General features: G+C 63.9%; 13 protein-coding genes. 9 read left to right on the top strand and 4 right to left on the bottom strand.

Annotated elements, in window-relative coordinates; genetic code table 11:
* Window positions 1-58: 58 nt before the first annotated feature.
* Window positions 59-1,021 (bottom strand): sterol desaturase family protein, encoded by a 963-nt coding sequence (locus GNZ13_RS06825; protein ID WP_172161685.1) that lies wholly within the window; start codon window positions 1,019-1,021, stop codon window positions 59-61.
* A 195-nt stretch (window positions 1,022-1,216) separates the two neighbouring features.
* A complete protein-coding gene (gene dacB / locus GNZ13_RS06820) occupies window positions 1,217-2,878 on the bottom strand; it encodes a D-alanyl-D-alanine carboxypeptidase/D-alanyl-D-alanine endopeptidase (protein ID WP_172161683.1) in 1,662 nt (553 codons plus the stop codon).
* Between the two features lie 216 nt (window positions 2,879-3,094).
* Between dacB and GNZ13_RS06815 the strand changes: the two genes are divergently transcribed.
* From GNZ13_RS06815 to GNZ13_RS06790, 6 genes are all read left to right on the top strand, one after another.
* On the top strand, window positions 3,095-3,757 hold the full coding sequence (locus GNZ13_RS06815; protein ID WP_172161681.1) for a response regulator: 663 nt from the start codon (window positions 3,095-3,097) through the stop codon (window positions 3,755-3,757).
* Between the two features lie 4 nt (window positions 3,758-3,761).
* Entirely contained in the window at window positions 3,762-5,063 is a 1,302-nt protein-coding gene (locus GNZ13_RS06810) for an ATP-binding protein (protein WP_172161679.1), read from the top strand.
* A gap of 167 nt (window positions 5,064-5,230) precedes the next feature.
* A complete protein-coding gene (locus tag GNZ13_RS06805; RefSeq protein WP_172161677.1) occupies window positions 5,231-6,757 on the top strand; it encodes a DegQ family serine endoprotease in 1,527 nt (508 codons plus the stop codon).
* Between the two features lie 245 nt (window positions 6,758-7,002).
* Complete coding sequence (locus GNZ13_RS06800) at window positions 7,003-7,500, top strand: carboxypeptidase regulatory-like domain-containing protein (RefSeq protein ID WP_172161675.1); 498 nt, start codon at window positions 7,003-7,005, stop codon at window positions 7,498-7,500.
* A gap of 164 nt (window positions 7,501-7,664) precedes the next feature.
* Entirely contained in the window at window positions 7,665-8,057 is a 393-nt protein-coding gene (locus GNZ13_RS06795; protein ID WP_172161673.1) for a DUF427 domain-containing protein, read from the top strand.
* 33 nt (window positions 8,058-8,090) lie between these two features.
* Window positions 8,091-8,843 carry a CoxG family protein gene (locus GNZ13_RS06790; RefSeq protein ID WP_172161671.1) on the top strand — a complete coding sequence of 251 codons (753 nt, stop codon included), beginning with the start codon at window positions 8,091-8,093 and terminating at the stop codon, window positions 8,841-8,843.
* A gap of 126 nt (window positions 8,844-8,969) precedes the next feature.
* On the opposite strand, the gene GNZ13_RS06785 is transcribed toward GNZ13_RS06790, so the two are convergent.
* The gene (locus tag GNZ13_RS06785) at window positions 8,970-9,965 is read right to left on the bottom strand and encodes a helix-turn-helix domain-containing protein (protein WP_172161669.1); all 996 of its coding nucleotides are present in this window, start codon (window positions 9,963-9,965) and stop codon (window positions 8,970-8,972) included.
* A gap of 179 nt (window positions 9,966-10,144) precedes the next feature.
* Between GNZ13_RS06785 and GNZ13_RS06780 the strand changes: the two genes are divergently transcribed.
* The gene (locus tag GNZ13_RS06780) at window positions 10,145-10,777 is read left to right on the top strand and encodes a cysteine hydrolase family protein (protein ID WP_172161667.1); all 633 of its coding nucleotides are present in this window, start codon (window positions 10,145-10,147) and stop codon (window positions 10,775-10,777) included.
* A 23-nt stretch (window positions 10,778-10,800) separates the two neighbouring features.
* Here GNZ13_RS06780 and GNZ13_RS06775 read toward each other — a convergent pair whose 3' ends face one another.
* Window positions 10,801-11,448 carry a TetR family transcriptional regulator gene (locus GNZ13_RS06775; protein ID WP_172161665.1) on the bottom strand — a complete coding sequence of 216 codons (648 nt, stop codon included), beginning with the start codon at window positions 11,446-11,448 and terminating at the stop codon, window positions 10,801-10,803.
* Window positions 11,449-11,877: 429 nt separating this feature from the next.
* On the opposite strand from GNZ13_RS06775, the gene GNZ13_RS06770 reads away from it, so the two are divergent.
* Both GNZ13_RS06770 and GNZ13_RS06765 read left to right on the top strand, forming a co-directional pair.
* Window positions 11,878-13,101, top strand: coding sequence for an efflux RND transporter periplasmic adaptor subunit (locus tag GNZ13_RS06770; protein WP_172161662.1), 1,224 nt, complete (start codon window positions 11,878-11,880; stop codon window positions 13,099-13,101).
* A 15-nt stretch (window positions 13,102-13,116) separates the two neighbouring features.
* Window positions 13,117-16,326, top strand: coding sequence for an efflux RND transporter permease subunit (locus tag GNZ13_RS06765; protein ID WP_172161660.1), 3,210 nt, complete (start codon window positions 13,117-13,119; stop codon window positions 16,324-16,326).
* Window position 16,327 lies beyond the last annotated feature (1 nt).

The raw sequence follows: 16,327 nt of genomic DNA, 5'->3' as shown, positions 1-16,327 counted from the left end.
CATGTATTGCAGGCGGCGCCCACCGCGTCGGCGGCGTGACGACAGCTTACAGAATCATCTACGGCCTGCGCGGTGTTTGAAACGCGGCCGTATGGTTGTCTTCAATGCTCGTATTGCCGCCGGATTTGCCGCCGGATGCCGCGACACTGGCGCTCGCACCGGCGGCGCGGCGCGCATGATAATCCGCGGCCCATGCGGGCGGTGCGAACAGCGCGCGCCACTTGTTGCGCCAGCCTCGCACGCTCACGAAATCGGCGGCCATCGACGCCCATTCATGAAACGTAGCCTTCAGCGGGTTATACGTGTGGAGCGGCTCGACGATGCCGTACATCGGCGCATCGTGCGCATCTTCCTCGACATAGCTGCCGAACAGGCGATCCCAGATTACGAGCACGCCGGCATAGTTGCGGTCGATATAGCGGTCGTTGCGCGCGTGATGCACGCGATGGATCGACGGCGTGTTGAACACATATTCGAACCAGCCGAGCTTGCCGATCGCCTGGGTGTGCACGAAGAACTGAAAGCCGAGGTTGATCAACACGATGGCGACGATCTGCTTCGGCGGAAAGCCGAGCACGGCGAGCGGAATCCAGAACAGCCACATGCCGGCAATCGGATACATCAGGCTCTGGCGGAATGCGGTCGAAAAATTCATCCGCTCCGACGAGTGATGCACGACATGCGCGGCCCACAGCCAGCGCACGCGATGGCTGCAGCGGTGAAACCAGTAATAGAGCAGATCTTGTGCGACGAACAGTACGACGAACGACACCCAGTTCGCCTGCCACGTGGCGACGCGATAGTGTTCATAGAAGAACGCATAGACGGGGATGATCGCTAGCCACGCGAGCTTGTCGGCAGCTTGCTGCATCAGCGCGAGCGCGGCGTTGCAGAACGTGTCGCGCCAGCTATAGAGCTGCGCGCCGGGGCGCGTGCGCCGCAGGTGCCACGCCTCCCAGCCAATGCATGCGAGAAAGACTGGCGCCATGGCGAGCAGCAGCAATTCGGCATCGAATTGCATTGTGTCTTCCTCCGTGGTCCCTGGCCGCTGCGCTTGCCGCAGCGGACGTTTTCGTTTTCGTTTGATCGGGCCACGTGACCGTAACGGCTGCGCGGCTCGTGCGCTACGCGGTACGTTTTACGCGCGCCTCAAACACTGCCCGACAGCGTACACGCTTGGGCGCGTTGCGGCGCGCGGGTTCTATAGAAGGAATCCTCAATGGGCGCCGCGCTTGTGCGGGTTTTTCCTGGGCTTGCTGCTGCGCGGTTCGGCGACGCGGTCGGAGACCTTCGTGAATCCCTGGGACGGTCCCTGATAGACCCATTCGAGCAAGGCGTCGTGCGCAGCGCGCGCGGCCTCCGAATGCGGGTCGTTGATCAGGCTCACCACCACGTAGCTGTTGCCATCCGCCGAGGCCACATAGCCGGCGATCGCACGCACATCGCGCAGGGTGCCGGTCTTGATGTGCGCGTTGCCGCCCGCGCCCTGGTTGGTCAAGCGGTTGCGCATCGTACCGTCGACGCCCGCAATCGGCAGCGATTCCACGAACACCTGCGCGACCGGACTCGCATTGGCCCGCTGCAGCAGATCGGCGAGTGAGAGCGCGGTAATGTGCTCGTCGCGCGACAGACCCGAGCCGTTGTCGAGCGTCAGGTATTGCATGTCGACACTGTCGCGGCGCAGAAACGCCTCGATCGCGCGCGCCGATTTCGCGGGCGTGGCGGGCGGCTTTTCTTCCGTCGCGCCGATCGTCAGGAACAGGTTGCGCGCCATCGTGTTGTTGCTGAACTTGTTGATGTCGCGAACGATGTCGGACAGCACCGGCCCTTGGTGCGTGGCGACGAGGCGCGCGCCGACCGGCACCGGGCCTTCGCGGGTTGCGCCGCTGAAGGTGCCGCCGGTTTGCTGCCACAGCGCGAGGAAGCCGCCCCCGAAGAACGCGGAGTGATCGAGCACCGCGACGTTGATCGTGCGCGGGCCGCAGCGCACCGAGTAGTCGCCGTCGAACGACGCCACCACGGTGCCATTGGGCTGGGGCGTGACGGTGGGCGAGACGGAGGCGGCGTCGCCGCGGCACGGGCCATGGACGGCGTGCATCTGATTGTCGATCTGCAACTGCGAGAGCGCGGGCAGCACGTCGATTGCGACGCTGCCATCCGGGGAAGGCGTCAGCGTGAACGACAGCGACTTGAAGGCGTACAGCAGCGGATCGGGGCCGACGTTGTACGGCGCGGTGGCGTCGTCGTCGAACGGCGGCAGATCGCGCGTGGAGGCGTCGAAGTAGCGCTTGTCGAGCACCAGCGCGCCGTCGACGCCGTTGATCCCCGCCGTGTGGATCTTCTGCACGAGGTCGATCAGCTCTTCGGGAACGAGCTTCGGGTCGCCTGTGCCCTGAATGTACAGATTGCCGTGCAGTACGCCGTTGGCGTCGAGCGTGCCGTCCGTGTAGGCGCTCGTGCGCCAGCGATAGTCCGGACCGAGGATCGACAGGCCGGAGTAGGTAGTGACGAGCTTCATCGTCGAGGCGGGCATCATCGGCTTGCCGGCGTTCAGTGCGACGATCGGCGTGCGGTCACCGACCTTTTCGACCACCACGCTGATCGACGACAAGGGCACGTGCGCGCGCTGCAGGCCGATCATCACCGGTTGCGGCAACACCGTGGTGACGTTGACGCTCGGATGCGCGGCCTTGACGCGTGCCTGCGCGGCGAGCGGCAGCGCTGCGCCGCAGCCGAGCGCAGCGCAGGCGAGCAGCAACGCCGCCGTGCGCGGCGCAAACCGGCGAGGTAGAGAGTCGACGGAAGCAGATGAGAGCGGACGCAGCACCACACGGCGTGCGAGAGAAGACAAAAAAGCAGGGAAAAAAGCGTGCGTCATGGACAGGCGAAGAAGCAAGATTTCGGGGCGCGGTGGCGCGCGGCAATCCAGAGTGGGTCGAAGCATCGCGTGACGCGCGGAAAACCGCGGCGCGACGCAAAGCGCTCATTGTAGAGACATGCCGTGAGGCTGCGGTGAAAAAGCGTCGCGCGGCGCGCACGTCGGGGCCGGGCGCTAGAATGCGGCATCATCAAATGTTTCGGGACCGTACCAACCATGCGCATATTGCTAGTCGAAGACGACCGGATGATCGCCGAAGGCGTGCGCAAGGCGCTACGCGGTGAAGGCTTCGCGGTCGACTGGGTGGAAGATGGCGACGCGGCGCTCAGCGCGGCGACTGGCCAACCTTACGATCTGGTGCTGCTCGATCTCGGCCTGCCTAAACGCGATGGGCTCGACGTGCTGCGCACGTTGCGCGCCAAAGGCCACGCCACGCCGGTGCTGATCGTCACCGCGCGCGACGCGGTCGCCGATCGCGTCAAAGGCCTCGACGCCGGCGCCGACGATTACCTCGTCAAACCTTTCGATCTCGACGAACTCGGCGCCCGCATGCGCGCGCTGATCCGCCGCCAATCGGGCCGCAGCGATTCGACGATTCGCCACGGTAACCTGACACTCGATCCCGCTTCGCATCAGGTCACGCTCGATGGCGCGCCGGTCGCGTTGTCGGCGCGTGAATTCGCGCTGCTCGAAGCGTTGATCGCACGGCCCGGCGCGGTGCTCTCGAAGAGCCAGCTCGAAGAAAAAATGTACGGCTGGGGCGAGGAGATCGGCAGCAACACCGTCGAGGTCTACATTCACGCCCTGCGCAAGAAGCTCGGCGCGGACCTGATCCGCAACGTGCGCGGTCTCGGCTACATGATCGCCAAGGACGCCTGAGCCGATGCGTTCGATTCGCCGTCAATTGTTGGTCTGGCTGCTGGCGCTGGTGTTGCTCGGCGTCGGCATTGCGGGTTGGCTGATCTACCGGCAAGCGCTTGCCGAAGCCAACGAACTGTTCGATTACCAGTTGGAGCAGATCGCCGCGGCGCTGCCGTCGGAACCGTTCTCGCAGGTGCTCGGTTCGCGCGACACCGGCGACGAAGGCATCGTGCTGCAAATCTGGAATCGCAACGGCGTGCTGATGTACTACTCGCGACCGCGTGCGCCGCTCGCGCCGCGCGCCGAAATCGGCTTTTCGACCGAGCATACGGATCGCGGCGACTGGCGTGTGTACGGCGCGATCGTTGGCGATAACGTCGTGCAACTGGCGCAGCCGGTTTCGGTGCGCAACCGGCTCGCGGCGAATGTCGCGTTGCGAACCCTGTGGCCGTTGATCGTGCTGCTGCCGTTTCTGGGGCTGGCGGTATGGGTGATCGTCGGGCGCGGACTGCGGCCGTTGCGGCGCGTGACCAGCGCGCTCGACGCGCGTCACCCCGAGGCGCTCGATCCTTTGCCCGATCAGCGTCTGCCGCTCGAAGTGCAGCCGCTTGTGCGCGCGTTGAACGGCCTGCTCGAACGGCTCGCCACCGCGCTCGATATCCAAAAAGCATTCGTTGCCGATGCCGCGCACGAATTGCGCACGCCGCTCGCCGCCGTGCAGATCCAAACGCAACTGGTGGCCCGCGCGAAAGACGACGCCACGCGCAGCGAAGCGCTGACCGATCTGCAGGCGGGCGTCACGCGCGCCACACGTCTCGCCGAACAATTACTGGCGCTCGCACGATCGGAACCGGACGGTCTTTCCGCCACCAACGCGATCGATCTGCGCGCGTTGCTGCAGGACTGCGTGGTGGCGTACGCGCCGCTTGCGCTGAATCGCGGCGTCGATCTCGGTATCGAGGCGAGCGAACCGGCTACGGTGACCGGCGACGCCGACGCGCTGCGCGTCATGTTCAACAACCTCGTTGATAACGCAACCAAATACACGCCGCGAGGCGGCCGCGTCGACGTCAGTTTGCATGTCGAAGAAGGACATCCGGTGGTGCGGATTGCCGACAGCGGGCCGGGCATCGAGCCGGCCGAACGCGACCGCGTGTTCGATCGCTTCTACCGGGCCGGCGCCGGCGCGAACCGCGTGCGCACCGACGTGGCGGGCAGCGGTCTTGGCCTCGCGATCGTGCGCCGCATCGCTACGCAGCACCATGCGGCGGTGCGGCTCGACGAATCTCCGGCGGGTGGTTTGCAGGTCGAAGTGCGCTTCTGAATGTGAGGCTTTCTGTTCGTAAAGTGGCTCGAACGAGGCTTAAACCAGCCTTAAACAAGCCTCAAAAACGGGCTTGCAGCGATCTGGCGCTGCTTAAGACTCTTTTAAGCGATGCCACGTACGCTTCATCTCATTCCAAAGCCTCTTCTCCCAGTCAGGAGTACACGATGAACGCGAAAACCTTGTCCCGCAGCGCTGTTGCAGTGGCTGTCGCCGTGGCGCTGTCCGCCGGCTATGTGGCGGGGCATCGCGACGTGCCCGCGCCGCAGGTAATCACGCCGGCGCAGGCCGCGATGATGCCTGCTGAAGCCGCCGCGAAAACCGGCATTCCCGATTTCTCCGGTCTGGTCGAAACCTACGGCCCGGCTGTCGTCAACATCAGCGCGAAGCATGTGGTCAAGCAGACGGCATTGCGCGGCAACGGTGGTAGCGGCGGTAATGGCGCCAGCGGCGGCAACCAGTTGCCGATCGATCCGAGCGATCCCTTCTATCAGTTCTACAAGCACTTCTTCGGCGGCATGCCGGGCATGCAAGGCGGCGACGGCGGCGATGCGCCCGATCAGCCGAGCGCGAGCCTCGGCTCGGGATTCATCGTCAGCAGCGACGGCTACATCCTGACCAATGCCCACGTGGTGGACGGCGCGAACGTCGTCACCGTGAAGCTTACCGACAAGCGTGAATTCAGGGCGAAAGTGGTCGGTGCCGACAAGCAGTCCGACGTCGCCGTACTGAAGATTGACGCGAGCAGTCTGCCGACCGTGAAGATCGGCGATCCGCGTCAGAGCAAGGTCGGCCAGTGGGTAGTCGCGATCGGCTCGCCTTACGGTTTCGACAACACGGTGACCTCGGGCATCATCAGTGCGAAGTCGCGCTCGCTGCCGAACGAAAACTACACGCCGTTCATCCAGACCGACGTGCCGGTGAACCCGGGTAACTCGGGCGGCCCGCTGTTCAATCTGCAAGGCGAAGTGATCGGCATCAACTCGATGATCTATTCGCAGACGGGCGGCTTCCAGGGCCTTTCGTTCGCGATCCCGATTAACGAAGCGATCAAGGTCAAGGACGACATCGTCAAGACCGGCCATGTGAGCCGCGGACGTCTCGGCGTCGCGGTGCAGGGCATGAACCAGACGCTGGCCGATTCGTTCGGCATGCAGAAGCCGCAAGGCGCGCTCGTCAGTTCGGTCGATCCGGGCGGCCCGGCCGCCAAGGGCGGTTTGCAGCCGGGCGACGTGATTCTGTCGGTGAACGGCGAGCCGGTCAGCGATTCGTCGGATCTGCCCTCGCAGGTCGCCGGTCTGGCGCCGGGCAGCTCGGCCACCGTGCAGGTGTGGCGCGACAAGGCCACCAAGGATCTGAAGGTGACGATCGGTTCGTTGTCGGATGCGAAGGTGGCCTCGGACAAGGCCGACCAGCCGACCCAGTTGCAAGGCCGTCTCGGTGTGGCGGTGCGGCCGCTGACGCCGGAAGAGAAGAGCGGCGCGTCGGTGTCGCACGGTCTGCTGGTGCAGCAATCGGGCGGCGCGGCTGAAAGCGCCGGCATCCAGCCGGGCGACGTGATCCTGGCAGTCAACGGCCGCCCGGTCACGAGCGTCGATCAGTTGAAGCAGATGATCGCAAGCGCCGGCAACAGCATCGCGTTGCTGATCCAGCGCGATAACGCGCAGATCTTCGTGCCGGTCGATCTCGGCTAACCGGGAATTGATTTATTGACGTAACGCTTGCCGGTCCGTGCACTTACTGCCGACGGACCGGCATTTTTTTACCCGATTCAAAGCCGTGGATCAAAGCCGTGAAGCAGGGCGCTCGGCGCCGCGTGGCATGGCGCAGCAGCGGTTTCCAGACGACGCAAACTGATGCTGGCACGCAGGTTGCGTCTACCTTGTAGCGGACCCACCGAGGGACCCCGGACGACAAGGGCCTTAAAAAGGAGCGAACCATGAAAACCCAACGCAATCAGCGAAGGATCGTGGCCGCCGCGGTATGCGCAGCGCTCACGCTCGGTCTGGCAGGCGGCGCTTATGCCCAACAGGCGAGCCAGGTGGCAGGCGGCACGACCACCGACAGCACTAGCGCCGGCAATGCCAATGGCGACGGTATGCCGCAAATCCAGCAGAAGGGCGACGTTTCGTTCGTGTCGGGCGGCGTCGGTGTCGACGAATCCACGGCGCTGCAGCACGCGCAAAGCCAGTGGCCGCTGTCACTGCGCTTCACCGGCCCCGGCTCCGATTTTCTGGCCGATGTCCATGTGCGGATCGTCGACGCGCACGAGGGCGATGTGCTGACCGCCACCTCGCGCGGTCCGTATATGCTGGTCAAGCTGCGCCCCGGCCGCTACACGGTGCACGCGCAATACAAGGACAGCGACCAGACCAGGTCGGTAACGATCCCGGCCAAGGGCACCGCCAAGGCCGCGTTCTACTGGAGTACGCAATAAGCGCTTCGCCTGCTTGAGCGGCGCCGGGCGAGACGCCCCGGCGGCGTTCAGGAAGGCCGCGCGTTCGGCAGAAGTTTGGTTGATAATGAAGCCACGGGTGTCCCCCGTGGCTTCATTGTTTGTACGACCGCACATCGAGCTGCACACCACCCCGGAGCCGAGACATGAGCGATGCCTTGACACCCCACGAAAACCCCGGCGCGAGCACGGGCGGGCACGCCATCGCGATCAGCGGCAACAATCACCGGGTGCGTGTGATTCATGGCGGCGTGACCATGGCAGATACCCAGGCGGGCCTGACGCTCACGGAAACCGGTCTGCCGGACGTGTTCTATTTCCCGCGTAGCGACGTGAACATGGCGCGCCTCGAACGCTCGACGCATACTTCGTACTGTTCGTTCAAGGGCGAGGCTTCCTACTTCCATCTGCGCACCGAAGACGGTCTGATCGAAAACGCTGTATGGAGCTATGAGACGCCGCTCGAGCCGGCGGTAAAGATAAAAGGGTATCTCGCGTTTTACGCATCGCGCGTCGACCGCATCGATCAGACGTCCTGACCGGCTGTCGCGCGTTCATCGGGGGAGGCTGCCATGGAACTGAACGACGCGTTACGGATTCCGCTTGCACCGTCCGACGTTTGGGACGCGTTGCAGGACCTCGCCTTGTTGCGTGCCAGCCTCGACAACTGCGAGTCGTTCACGCGGCTTGGTCAAGGCGAATATGCGCTCACCATGACCGTGGCGCTTGGGCCGTTGCGCGCGCGTTACGAAGCGCGGGCCCATGTAGCCGGTCAGGATTCCGGACCGGCGGACGCGCAGCGCCGCACCATCAATTTCAAGGCGCGAGCTGAGGGCATCGGCGCGTTGCGCGGACAGATCGAAGTGAGGTTGCGCGCGGAGGATGGCTCGCATGGCATCGGCCGGGAGCGCGGCACGCGGATCGATTACACGATTTGGGCGACCTCGTCGGGACCACTCGCCGAACTGCCTACGCGCCAGCTCGAAAACGCGCTGCATCAATTGGCCGACGATTTTTTCGACGAGTTCGGCGCGGTCGTTCGCGCCAAGCATGGGCACGGGCCGAACCGTGCGCGCGGTTCTTCGGCGCGCCGTCAGCACGTCTTTTTACGGCCGATCAACCTCAGCGGCATTGCGCGGCGCACGCGCCCGCACGATCTTGGCAATACGCTGACCGGACGCGCCGCGAGTGCGTCGCACGGCGCCTCGCATGGTGTTTCGCATCGCCAGCCCAGTCCGCATGCGGTGCCGAACTGGGCGTGGGCGGTGATGATTTTTCTGGTCGCGCTGCTGTTGTATGTGGCGCGCTGGGTCAGCGAGCGCTGACGGCGCGGCTAGACTCGCCGGTGCGTTGGTGTCGCGTCGGTGCTACTACGAAATCTCGGTGATTCACTACGAAACGGCGTTGGCCGCGCGGAGCACTGCGCGGCCTTCTCACGCCCTTTCAAGCGTTCACACACCGCGAAATTCCCGCCTCCACGCGGACGGCGAAGTGCGGAACACCTCCCCAAAATGTTGCCGTAGCGAGGCTGTCGAGCCGAAACCGGCAATCCCCGCGATCGTTTCCACGGACTCATCCGTGCTTTCCAGCAGTTGCTGCGCGCGGGCGAGCCGCTGCGCCAGCAGCCATGCACCGACGGTCGCGCCGGTGGCGAGCCGAAAACGCCGCGTAAAGGTGCGGCGGCTCATCAAGGCGCGCTCGGCGAGCGTGTCGAGCGTATGCGGCGCATCGAGGTTTCCGCTCACCCAATCGAGCAGACCCGACAAGCGGTCGCCGCGCACATTCGGCGGCACCGGCTGCTCAATGAATTGCGCCTGGCCGCCTTGCCGATGCGGCGACACGACCAGCCGGCGCGCGACATAGTTCGCCGCCTGCGCGCCGCACATCTTGCGCAGCACGTGCAGGCAGCAGTCGAGGCCGGCGGCGGTGCCGGCCGAGGTCACCACGTTGCCGTCGTCGACATAGAGCACGTCGGGATCGAGCCGCACGCACGGATAGCGGCGCGCGAAGTCGTCCGCCCACGCCCAATGGGTAGAGGCCGGCCGGCCGTCGAGGATGCCGGCGGCGGCCAGCACGAACGCACCCAGACACAGCCCGACCAGTTGCGCGCCGCGTGCATGGGCGGCGCGCAGTACGTCGAGCAGTGCGGCGGGCGGCGTCTCATTCGGGTCGCGCCAGCTCGGCACGATGATCGTATGCGCGTCGGCGAGCGCTTCGAGCCCATGCGTGACGGCGATCGAGAAACCGGCGGTGGTGGTCAGCGCGCCGGGTTCGGCAGCGCAGACGCGAAAGTCGAACTCGGGCAAGCCGCCGCCGCTGCGGTCCTCGCCGAACACCACGCACGGCACCGAAAGATGGAACGGGCTGATGCGGTCGAACGCGATGACCGCGACGACGTGGCGGGGCGCGTTGTTGCGCTCCGCGATGGAGGAGGTGGGTGTAGCCATGGGTTGCAGTCGCCCTGGGGAAATTCAACGATGGCCCGATTCTAGCGAATATTGTCATTCGGGTCGCTATCGGGAAAACGGCGGCGGCCCAACAATGCAGTCATCGCCGCTGCTTACTCAATGCCCAACCCGGGCCGCGCAGCGCGAACCCTAACCGCTTAACCGACAGGAGTCTTGCCATGACCGCACCACGCCGCGCGCTGATCGTCATCGATGTGCAGAACGAATACGTCACCGGCGATCTGCCGATCGAATATCCGGATGTGCAAACCTCGCTCGCCAACATCGGCCGGGCGATGGACGCGGCCCGTGCCGCCGGTGTGCCGGTGGTGGTCGTGCAGAACTTCTCGCCGGCCACCTCGCCGCTGTTCGCGCGCGGCACCGTCGGGGCGGAGTTGCATCCGGTGGTGGGCTCGCGCCCGCACGATCACTATGTGGAAAAGTCGTTGCCGAGCGCCTTCCCCGAAACGGATCTGGCCGAATGGCTCGCCGCGCAGCAGATCGACACATTGACGGTAATCGGCTACATGACCCACAACTGCGACGCGTCGACGATCAACCATGCGGTCCACCTGGGTCTCACGGTCGAATTCCTGCACGACGCGACGGGCTCGGTGCCCTATGAGAACAGCGCGGGTTTTGCGAGCGCGGAGGACATTCACCGAGTGTTCAGCGTGGTGTTGCACTCGCGCTTCGCGGCCGTAGTGAGCACGGACCAATGGATTGCGGCTGTGAAGAGCGGAGCGCCGCTCGAACGCGGCAACATCTACGCGTCGAACCAGAAGGCGCGGGCGAGCCAAGCGGCTGCATAAGACCGCAGCACAGAGGCCGGCTGTCAGCCGGCCGTCTTCCCCTTGCGCAACGCCGGACTCAGCAGCAGCGCATCGAACATCCCTGCAACCATCCGCTCCGCATGCTTGCCGAAATCGGTCGACTCCGGCAAAAACAGCATGTCGCGCAGCGAGCCGCTGACGAACGCATGGACCATCGCCGCGGCGATTCCGGTGTCGAGATCGGCCGGCATTTGCCCTTTGGAGATCGCATTGCGCAGGCCGCCTTCGATCTTCCTCAGCCCTTCGCGCATATTCGTCTGATAGCGGATCATCACCGGACCCATCTCTTCGACCAGCTCGCACTTCAGAAAGAGGATGTCGAACACCCGCCGGCGGCGTGGGTCGTTGGCGGTGTCACGCAGGCAGACCGTGCAGATTTCCAGCAGGCGCCCAAGCGGGTCGGGCTCATTGGGGTCTTGCAAGCCGGCCTTGAGTTCGTCCAGCGGCAGCAGCACGCGGTCGAACATTTCGGTGAACAGATCGCTTTTGTGCGCGAAATGCCAATAGATAGCGCCACGCGTGACGCCGGCGGCCTGCGCGATGTCGGCGAGCGATGTGCGCGATACGCCTTTCTCGAAGAAAACCCGTTCGGCCGCGTCGAGAATGCTGTTGCGCGTCTCCTGCGCCTCTTCTTTGGTTCTTCTGACCATATGCGTGTGACCTGCCCTGATTGTGGGGTTTTCCCGGGCGCTTTTAAGTGCGCTCGATGACAATCTGTCTGCTGTTGAGCCATTTACGAAGCGATCTTGCAGGCCCCCTGCCTACAAAGACGTAAACGCACTTTTACATGCATTCGTGAATGTATATATAATAGCATCCCACGATCGGATAGCCCAAGCCGTGACGAGCGGTTAATATCCGTCACTGTTGCCTTTCAAAACGCTCTCGCGCCGTGCCTCGACGGGCGGCGCCGTGCGGCATTTCCCCGGTATGGCGCATTTCGCTCAGGATGCCCCTGCAGGTGCGGTTGGCATTCATGGGCTTCCGGTCAGGCGTCGCAAGACGCATGTGTGCGCTGTCGTCCCCGGGGTAGGGATGCGCGCACTTTTTCATTCTCAGTCTTTGACAGAGGTCGCTCCATGCGCGTCGAACGGGTTCCATTCCGCTTAATCAGTGCCGCGACGGCTGCCGTATTGCTGGCAGCATGCGGACCAAAACAATCTGCCCCGCCGCAACAAACCCCCGAGGTTGCCATCGTCACGGTCCAGCCGACGACTGTGCCGGTCACCACCGAATTGCCGGGCCGTACCAATGCGTTCCTGGTGGCGCAGGTGCGTGCGCGGGTTGACGGCATCGTGCTGCGCCGCGAATTCACTGAAGGCAGCCAGGTCAAGGCCGGCCAGCGTTTGTACAAGATCGATCCGGCGCCTTATATCGCGGCGCTGAACAGCGCCAAGGCGTCGCTTGCCAAGGCTCAGGCGAATCTCGCCACGACCACTGCGCAGGCAAACCGCTACAAGGTGCTGGTCGCGGCTAACGCAGTGAGCAAGCAGGATTACGACAACGCTGTCGCAGCAGAAGGGCAGGCCGCGGCAGACGTGGCTTCAGGCAAGGCAGCGGTCGATACGGCGCAGATCAATCTCGGCTATACGGACGTGACTTCGCCGGTGACCGGTCAGGTCGGCATTTCCCAGGTCACGCCGGGCGCGTATGTGCAGGCGAGCGCGGCGACGCTGATGTCGACGGTCCAGCAACTCGATCCGGTCTATGTGGACCTGACCCAATCGAGCCTCGACGGGCTCAAGCTGCGCCGCCAGGTGCAGGAAGGGCGTCTGAAGACGAACGGGCCGGACGCGGCGAAGGTCACGCTGATCCTCGAAGACGGCCGTACCTATTCTGAACAGGGCAAGCTGCAGTTCACCGACGTGACGGTCGATCAGGGCACCGGTTCGGTCACGATCCGCGCAATCTTCGAGAACAAGGACCACGTGCTGCTGCCGGGCATGTTCGTGCGTGCGCGCATCGACGAAGGCGTCAATGACAAGGCAATCGTCGTGCCGCAATCGGGCATTACGCACGATCCGAAGGGCCAGCCGACCGCGCTCGTTGTCGACGCGCAAAACAAGGTCGGGGTGCGCCAGCTCGTCACTTCGTCGACCTACGGTTCGAACTGGGTGGTTGAGAGCGGCTTGAACCCGGGTGACCGCGTGATCGTGCTCGGCACTGACAAAGTACGTCCGGGCATGACGGTCAAGACGGTCCCCGCGCCATCGCCAGCCTCCGACGCAGCTGCTCAGGAAGCGCCGGCGGCCAGTGGTGCACAGATGGCGCAGGCTGCCTCTGCTGCATCGGCCGCGAAATAACAGGGAGCCTGCTTCATGGCAAAGTTCTTTATTGATCGCCCGATTTTTGCATGGGTGATCGCCATCATCCTGATGCTCGCGGGTATCGCGTCGGTCTTTACTCTGCCGATCGCGCAATACCCGACGATCGCGCCGCCGGCGGTGCAGATCAGCGCCGTGTATCCGGGCGCGTCGGCGAAGACAGTGGAAGACACTGTCACGCAGGTGATCGAGCAGCAGATGAGCGGCCTCGACCACTTGCTGTACCTGTCGTCCACCTCCGACGATTCCGGCACGGCGACCATTACGTTGACGTTTGCGGCCGGCACGAACCCGGACATCGCCCAAGTGCAGGTGCAGAACAAGCTGCAACTGGCGACGCCGCTTCTGCCGACCATCGTGCAGCAGCAAGGGATCAACGTCACCAAGTCGAGCAGCAGCTTCCTGCTCGTGCTGGCGTTCAATTCCGAAGACGGCAGCATGAACAAGATCGACCTCGCGAACTACGTCGCGTCGAACGTCAAGGACCCGATCAGCCGTCTGGACGGTGTGGGTACCGTGACGCTGTTCGGCACGCAGTACGCGATGCGGATCTGGCTCGACGCCCACAAGTTGACCAACTTCGGCCTTACGCCGGTGGATGTGCAGACGGCCTTGCAGGCGCAGAACGTTCAGGTGGCAGGCGGTTCGCTCGGCGGCACGCCTTCGGTGCCCGGCCAGATGCTGCAGGCAACGATTACCGAGGCGACGCTGCTGAATACGCCTGAGCAGTTCGGCAACGTGCTGCTGAAGGTGAACACAGACGGCTCGCAGGTGCGCATCAAGGACGTCGGGCGCGTCGAGCTGGGCGGTGAAAACTACAACTTCGACACGCACTACAACGGCAAGCCGACCGCCGGTCTGGGCATTCAGCTCGCGACGGGCGCCAACGCGCTGCAGACCGCGAAGAACGTGAAGACGAAGATCGACCAGTTGTCGAAATACTTCCCGCCTGGTCTGGTCGTGAAGTACCCGTATGACACGACGCCGTTCGTGCGACTGTCGATCGAAGACGTGGTGAAGACGCTGCTCGAAGGTATCGTGCTCGTGTTCCTCGTGATGTACCTGTTCCTGCAGAACCTCCGCGCGACGTTGATTCCGACGATCGCGGTGCCGGTGGTGCTGCTGGGTACGTTCGCGATCATGAGCGCGGTGGGCTTCTCGATCAACGTGCTGTCGATGTTCGGGCTGGTGCTCGCGATCGGTCTGCTGGTGGACGATGCGATCGTGGTGGTGGAAAACGTCGAGCGGGTGATGGCCGAGGAGGGATTGTCGCCACGCGACGCCACCCGCAAGGCGATGGAACAGATCACCGGCGCACTGGTCGGCGTGGCGCTCGTGCTGTCGGCGGTGTTCGTGCCGGTCGCGTTCTCGAGCGGCTCGGTAGGCGCGATCTATCGGCAGTTCTCGCTGACGATCGTGGCGGCGATGGTGTTGTCGGTGCTGGTCGCCTTGATTCTCACGCCGGCGTTGTGCGCGACGATTCTCAAGCCGATCCCGAAGGGCCATCACGAAGTGAAGAAGGGCTTCTTCGGCTGGTTCAACCGGACCTTCGAATCCAGCCGCGACAAGTATCACAGCGGCGTGCACCACGTGATCAAGCGCTCAGGTCGCTGGCTCATCATCTACATGGTGGTGATCTTCGCGGTCGGCCTGCTGTTCGTGAAGTTGCCGAAGTCGTTCCTGCCGGATGAAGACCAGGGGATCATGTTCGTGCTGGTGCAAACGCCGGCCGGCTCGACCCAGGAGCGTACGGCGCGTGCCCTCAAGGACGTGTCGGACTACGTGCTGGACCAGGAAAAGGACATCGTCGAATCGGCGTTTACGGTGAACGGTTTCAGCTTCGCGGGCCGCGGCCAGAATGCCGGTCTCGTCTTCGTGAAGCTGAAGGGCTACGCCGAGCGCCAGCACGCGAACCAGAAGGTGCAGGCTTTGATCGGCCGGATGTTCATGCACTTCTCGTCGTACAAGGATGCGCTGGTGTATCCGGTGAATCCACCGTCCATTCCGGAACTGGGTACGGCATCGGGTTTCGACTTCGAGTTGCAGGATCGCAGCGGTCTGGGCCACGCGAAGCTGATGGAAGCGCGCAACATGCTGCTTGGCATGGCCGCGAAGGATCCGACGCTTGCCCAGGTGCGTCCGAACGGCCTGAACGATACGCCGCAGTTCAAGATCAAAATCGATCATGAAAAGGCGGCGGCGCTGGGCGTGTCGTTGTCGGCGATCGACCAGACGTTCTCGATCGCGTGGGCCTCGGTCTATGTGAACAACTTCCTCGATATCGACGGCCGGATCAAGAAAGTGTACGTGCAGGGCGACGCGCCGTTCCGGATGAATCCAGAAGATCTGAACTACTGGTACGTGCGTAACACGGCGGGCGGCATGACACCGCTCAATTCGTTCGCGTCGGGCAACTGGACCTACGGTTCGCCGAAACTCGAACGCTACAACGGGATTTCCGCTGTCGAAATCCAGGGTGCAGCAGCGCCAGGCAAGAGTACCGGTCAGGCGATGGGGGCCATGGAATCGATCGCGGCGAAACTGCCGGCGGGTATCGGCTACGAATGGACGGGCCTGTCGTTGCAGGAACGCCAGTCCGGTTCGCAGGCGCCGATCCTGTACGGCATCTCGATCCTCGTCGTGTTCCTGTGTCTCGCGGCGCTGTACGAAAGCTGGTCGATCCCGTTCTCCGTGATCATGGTGGTGCCGCTCGGCGTGCTGGGCGCACTGCTGGCCGCTACGCTGCGCGGGCTCGAGAATGACGTGTTCTTCCAGGTGGGGCTGTTGACCACGGTGGGGCTGTCGGCGAAGAACGCGATTCTGATCGTGGAATTCGCCCGCGAGTTGCAGCAGAGTGGAGGAATGGGGCCGATCGAGGCCGCGCTCGAAGCAGCGCGTCTGCGGTTGCGTCCGATTCTGATGACTTCGCTCGCGTTCATTCTCGGCGTGATGCCGCTCGCGATCAGTAACGGCGCGGGCTCGGCCAGCCAGCACGCAATCGGTACGGGCGTGATCGGCGGGATGTTGACGGCGACCTTCCTCGCGATTTTCATGATCCCGATGTTCTTCGTCGTGGTCCGCGCGAAATTCGGCGGTGAGAAGGAAGACCCGGATGCAGCGCTCGAACACTACAACCAGCACCATCCGCACGATCCGCAAGGTGGCGCGTCGGACGGTAATGGCTCGGGCAAGGACGGACATTGAG

The organism is Paraburkholderia elongata (genome assembly GCF_013177735.1).
Classification (GTDB): Bacteria; Pseudomonadota; Gammaproteobacteria; order Burkholderiales; family Burkholderiaceae; genus Paraburkholderia; species Paraburkholderia elongata.
This window is presented reverse-complemented; position numbering and strand designations above follow the sequence as displayed.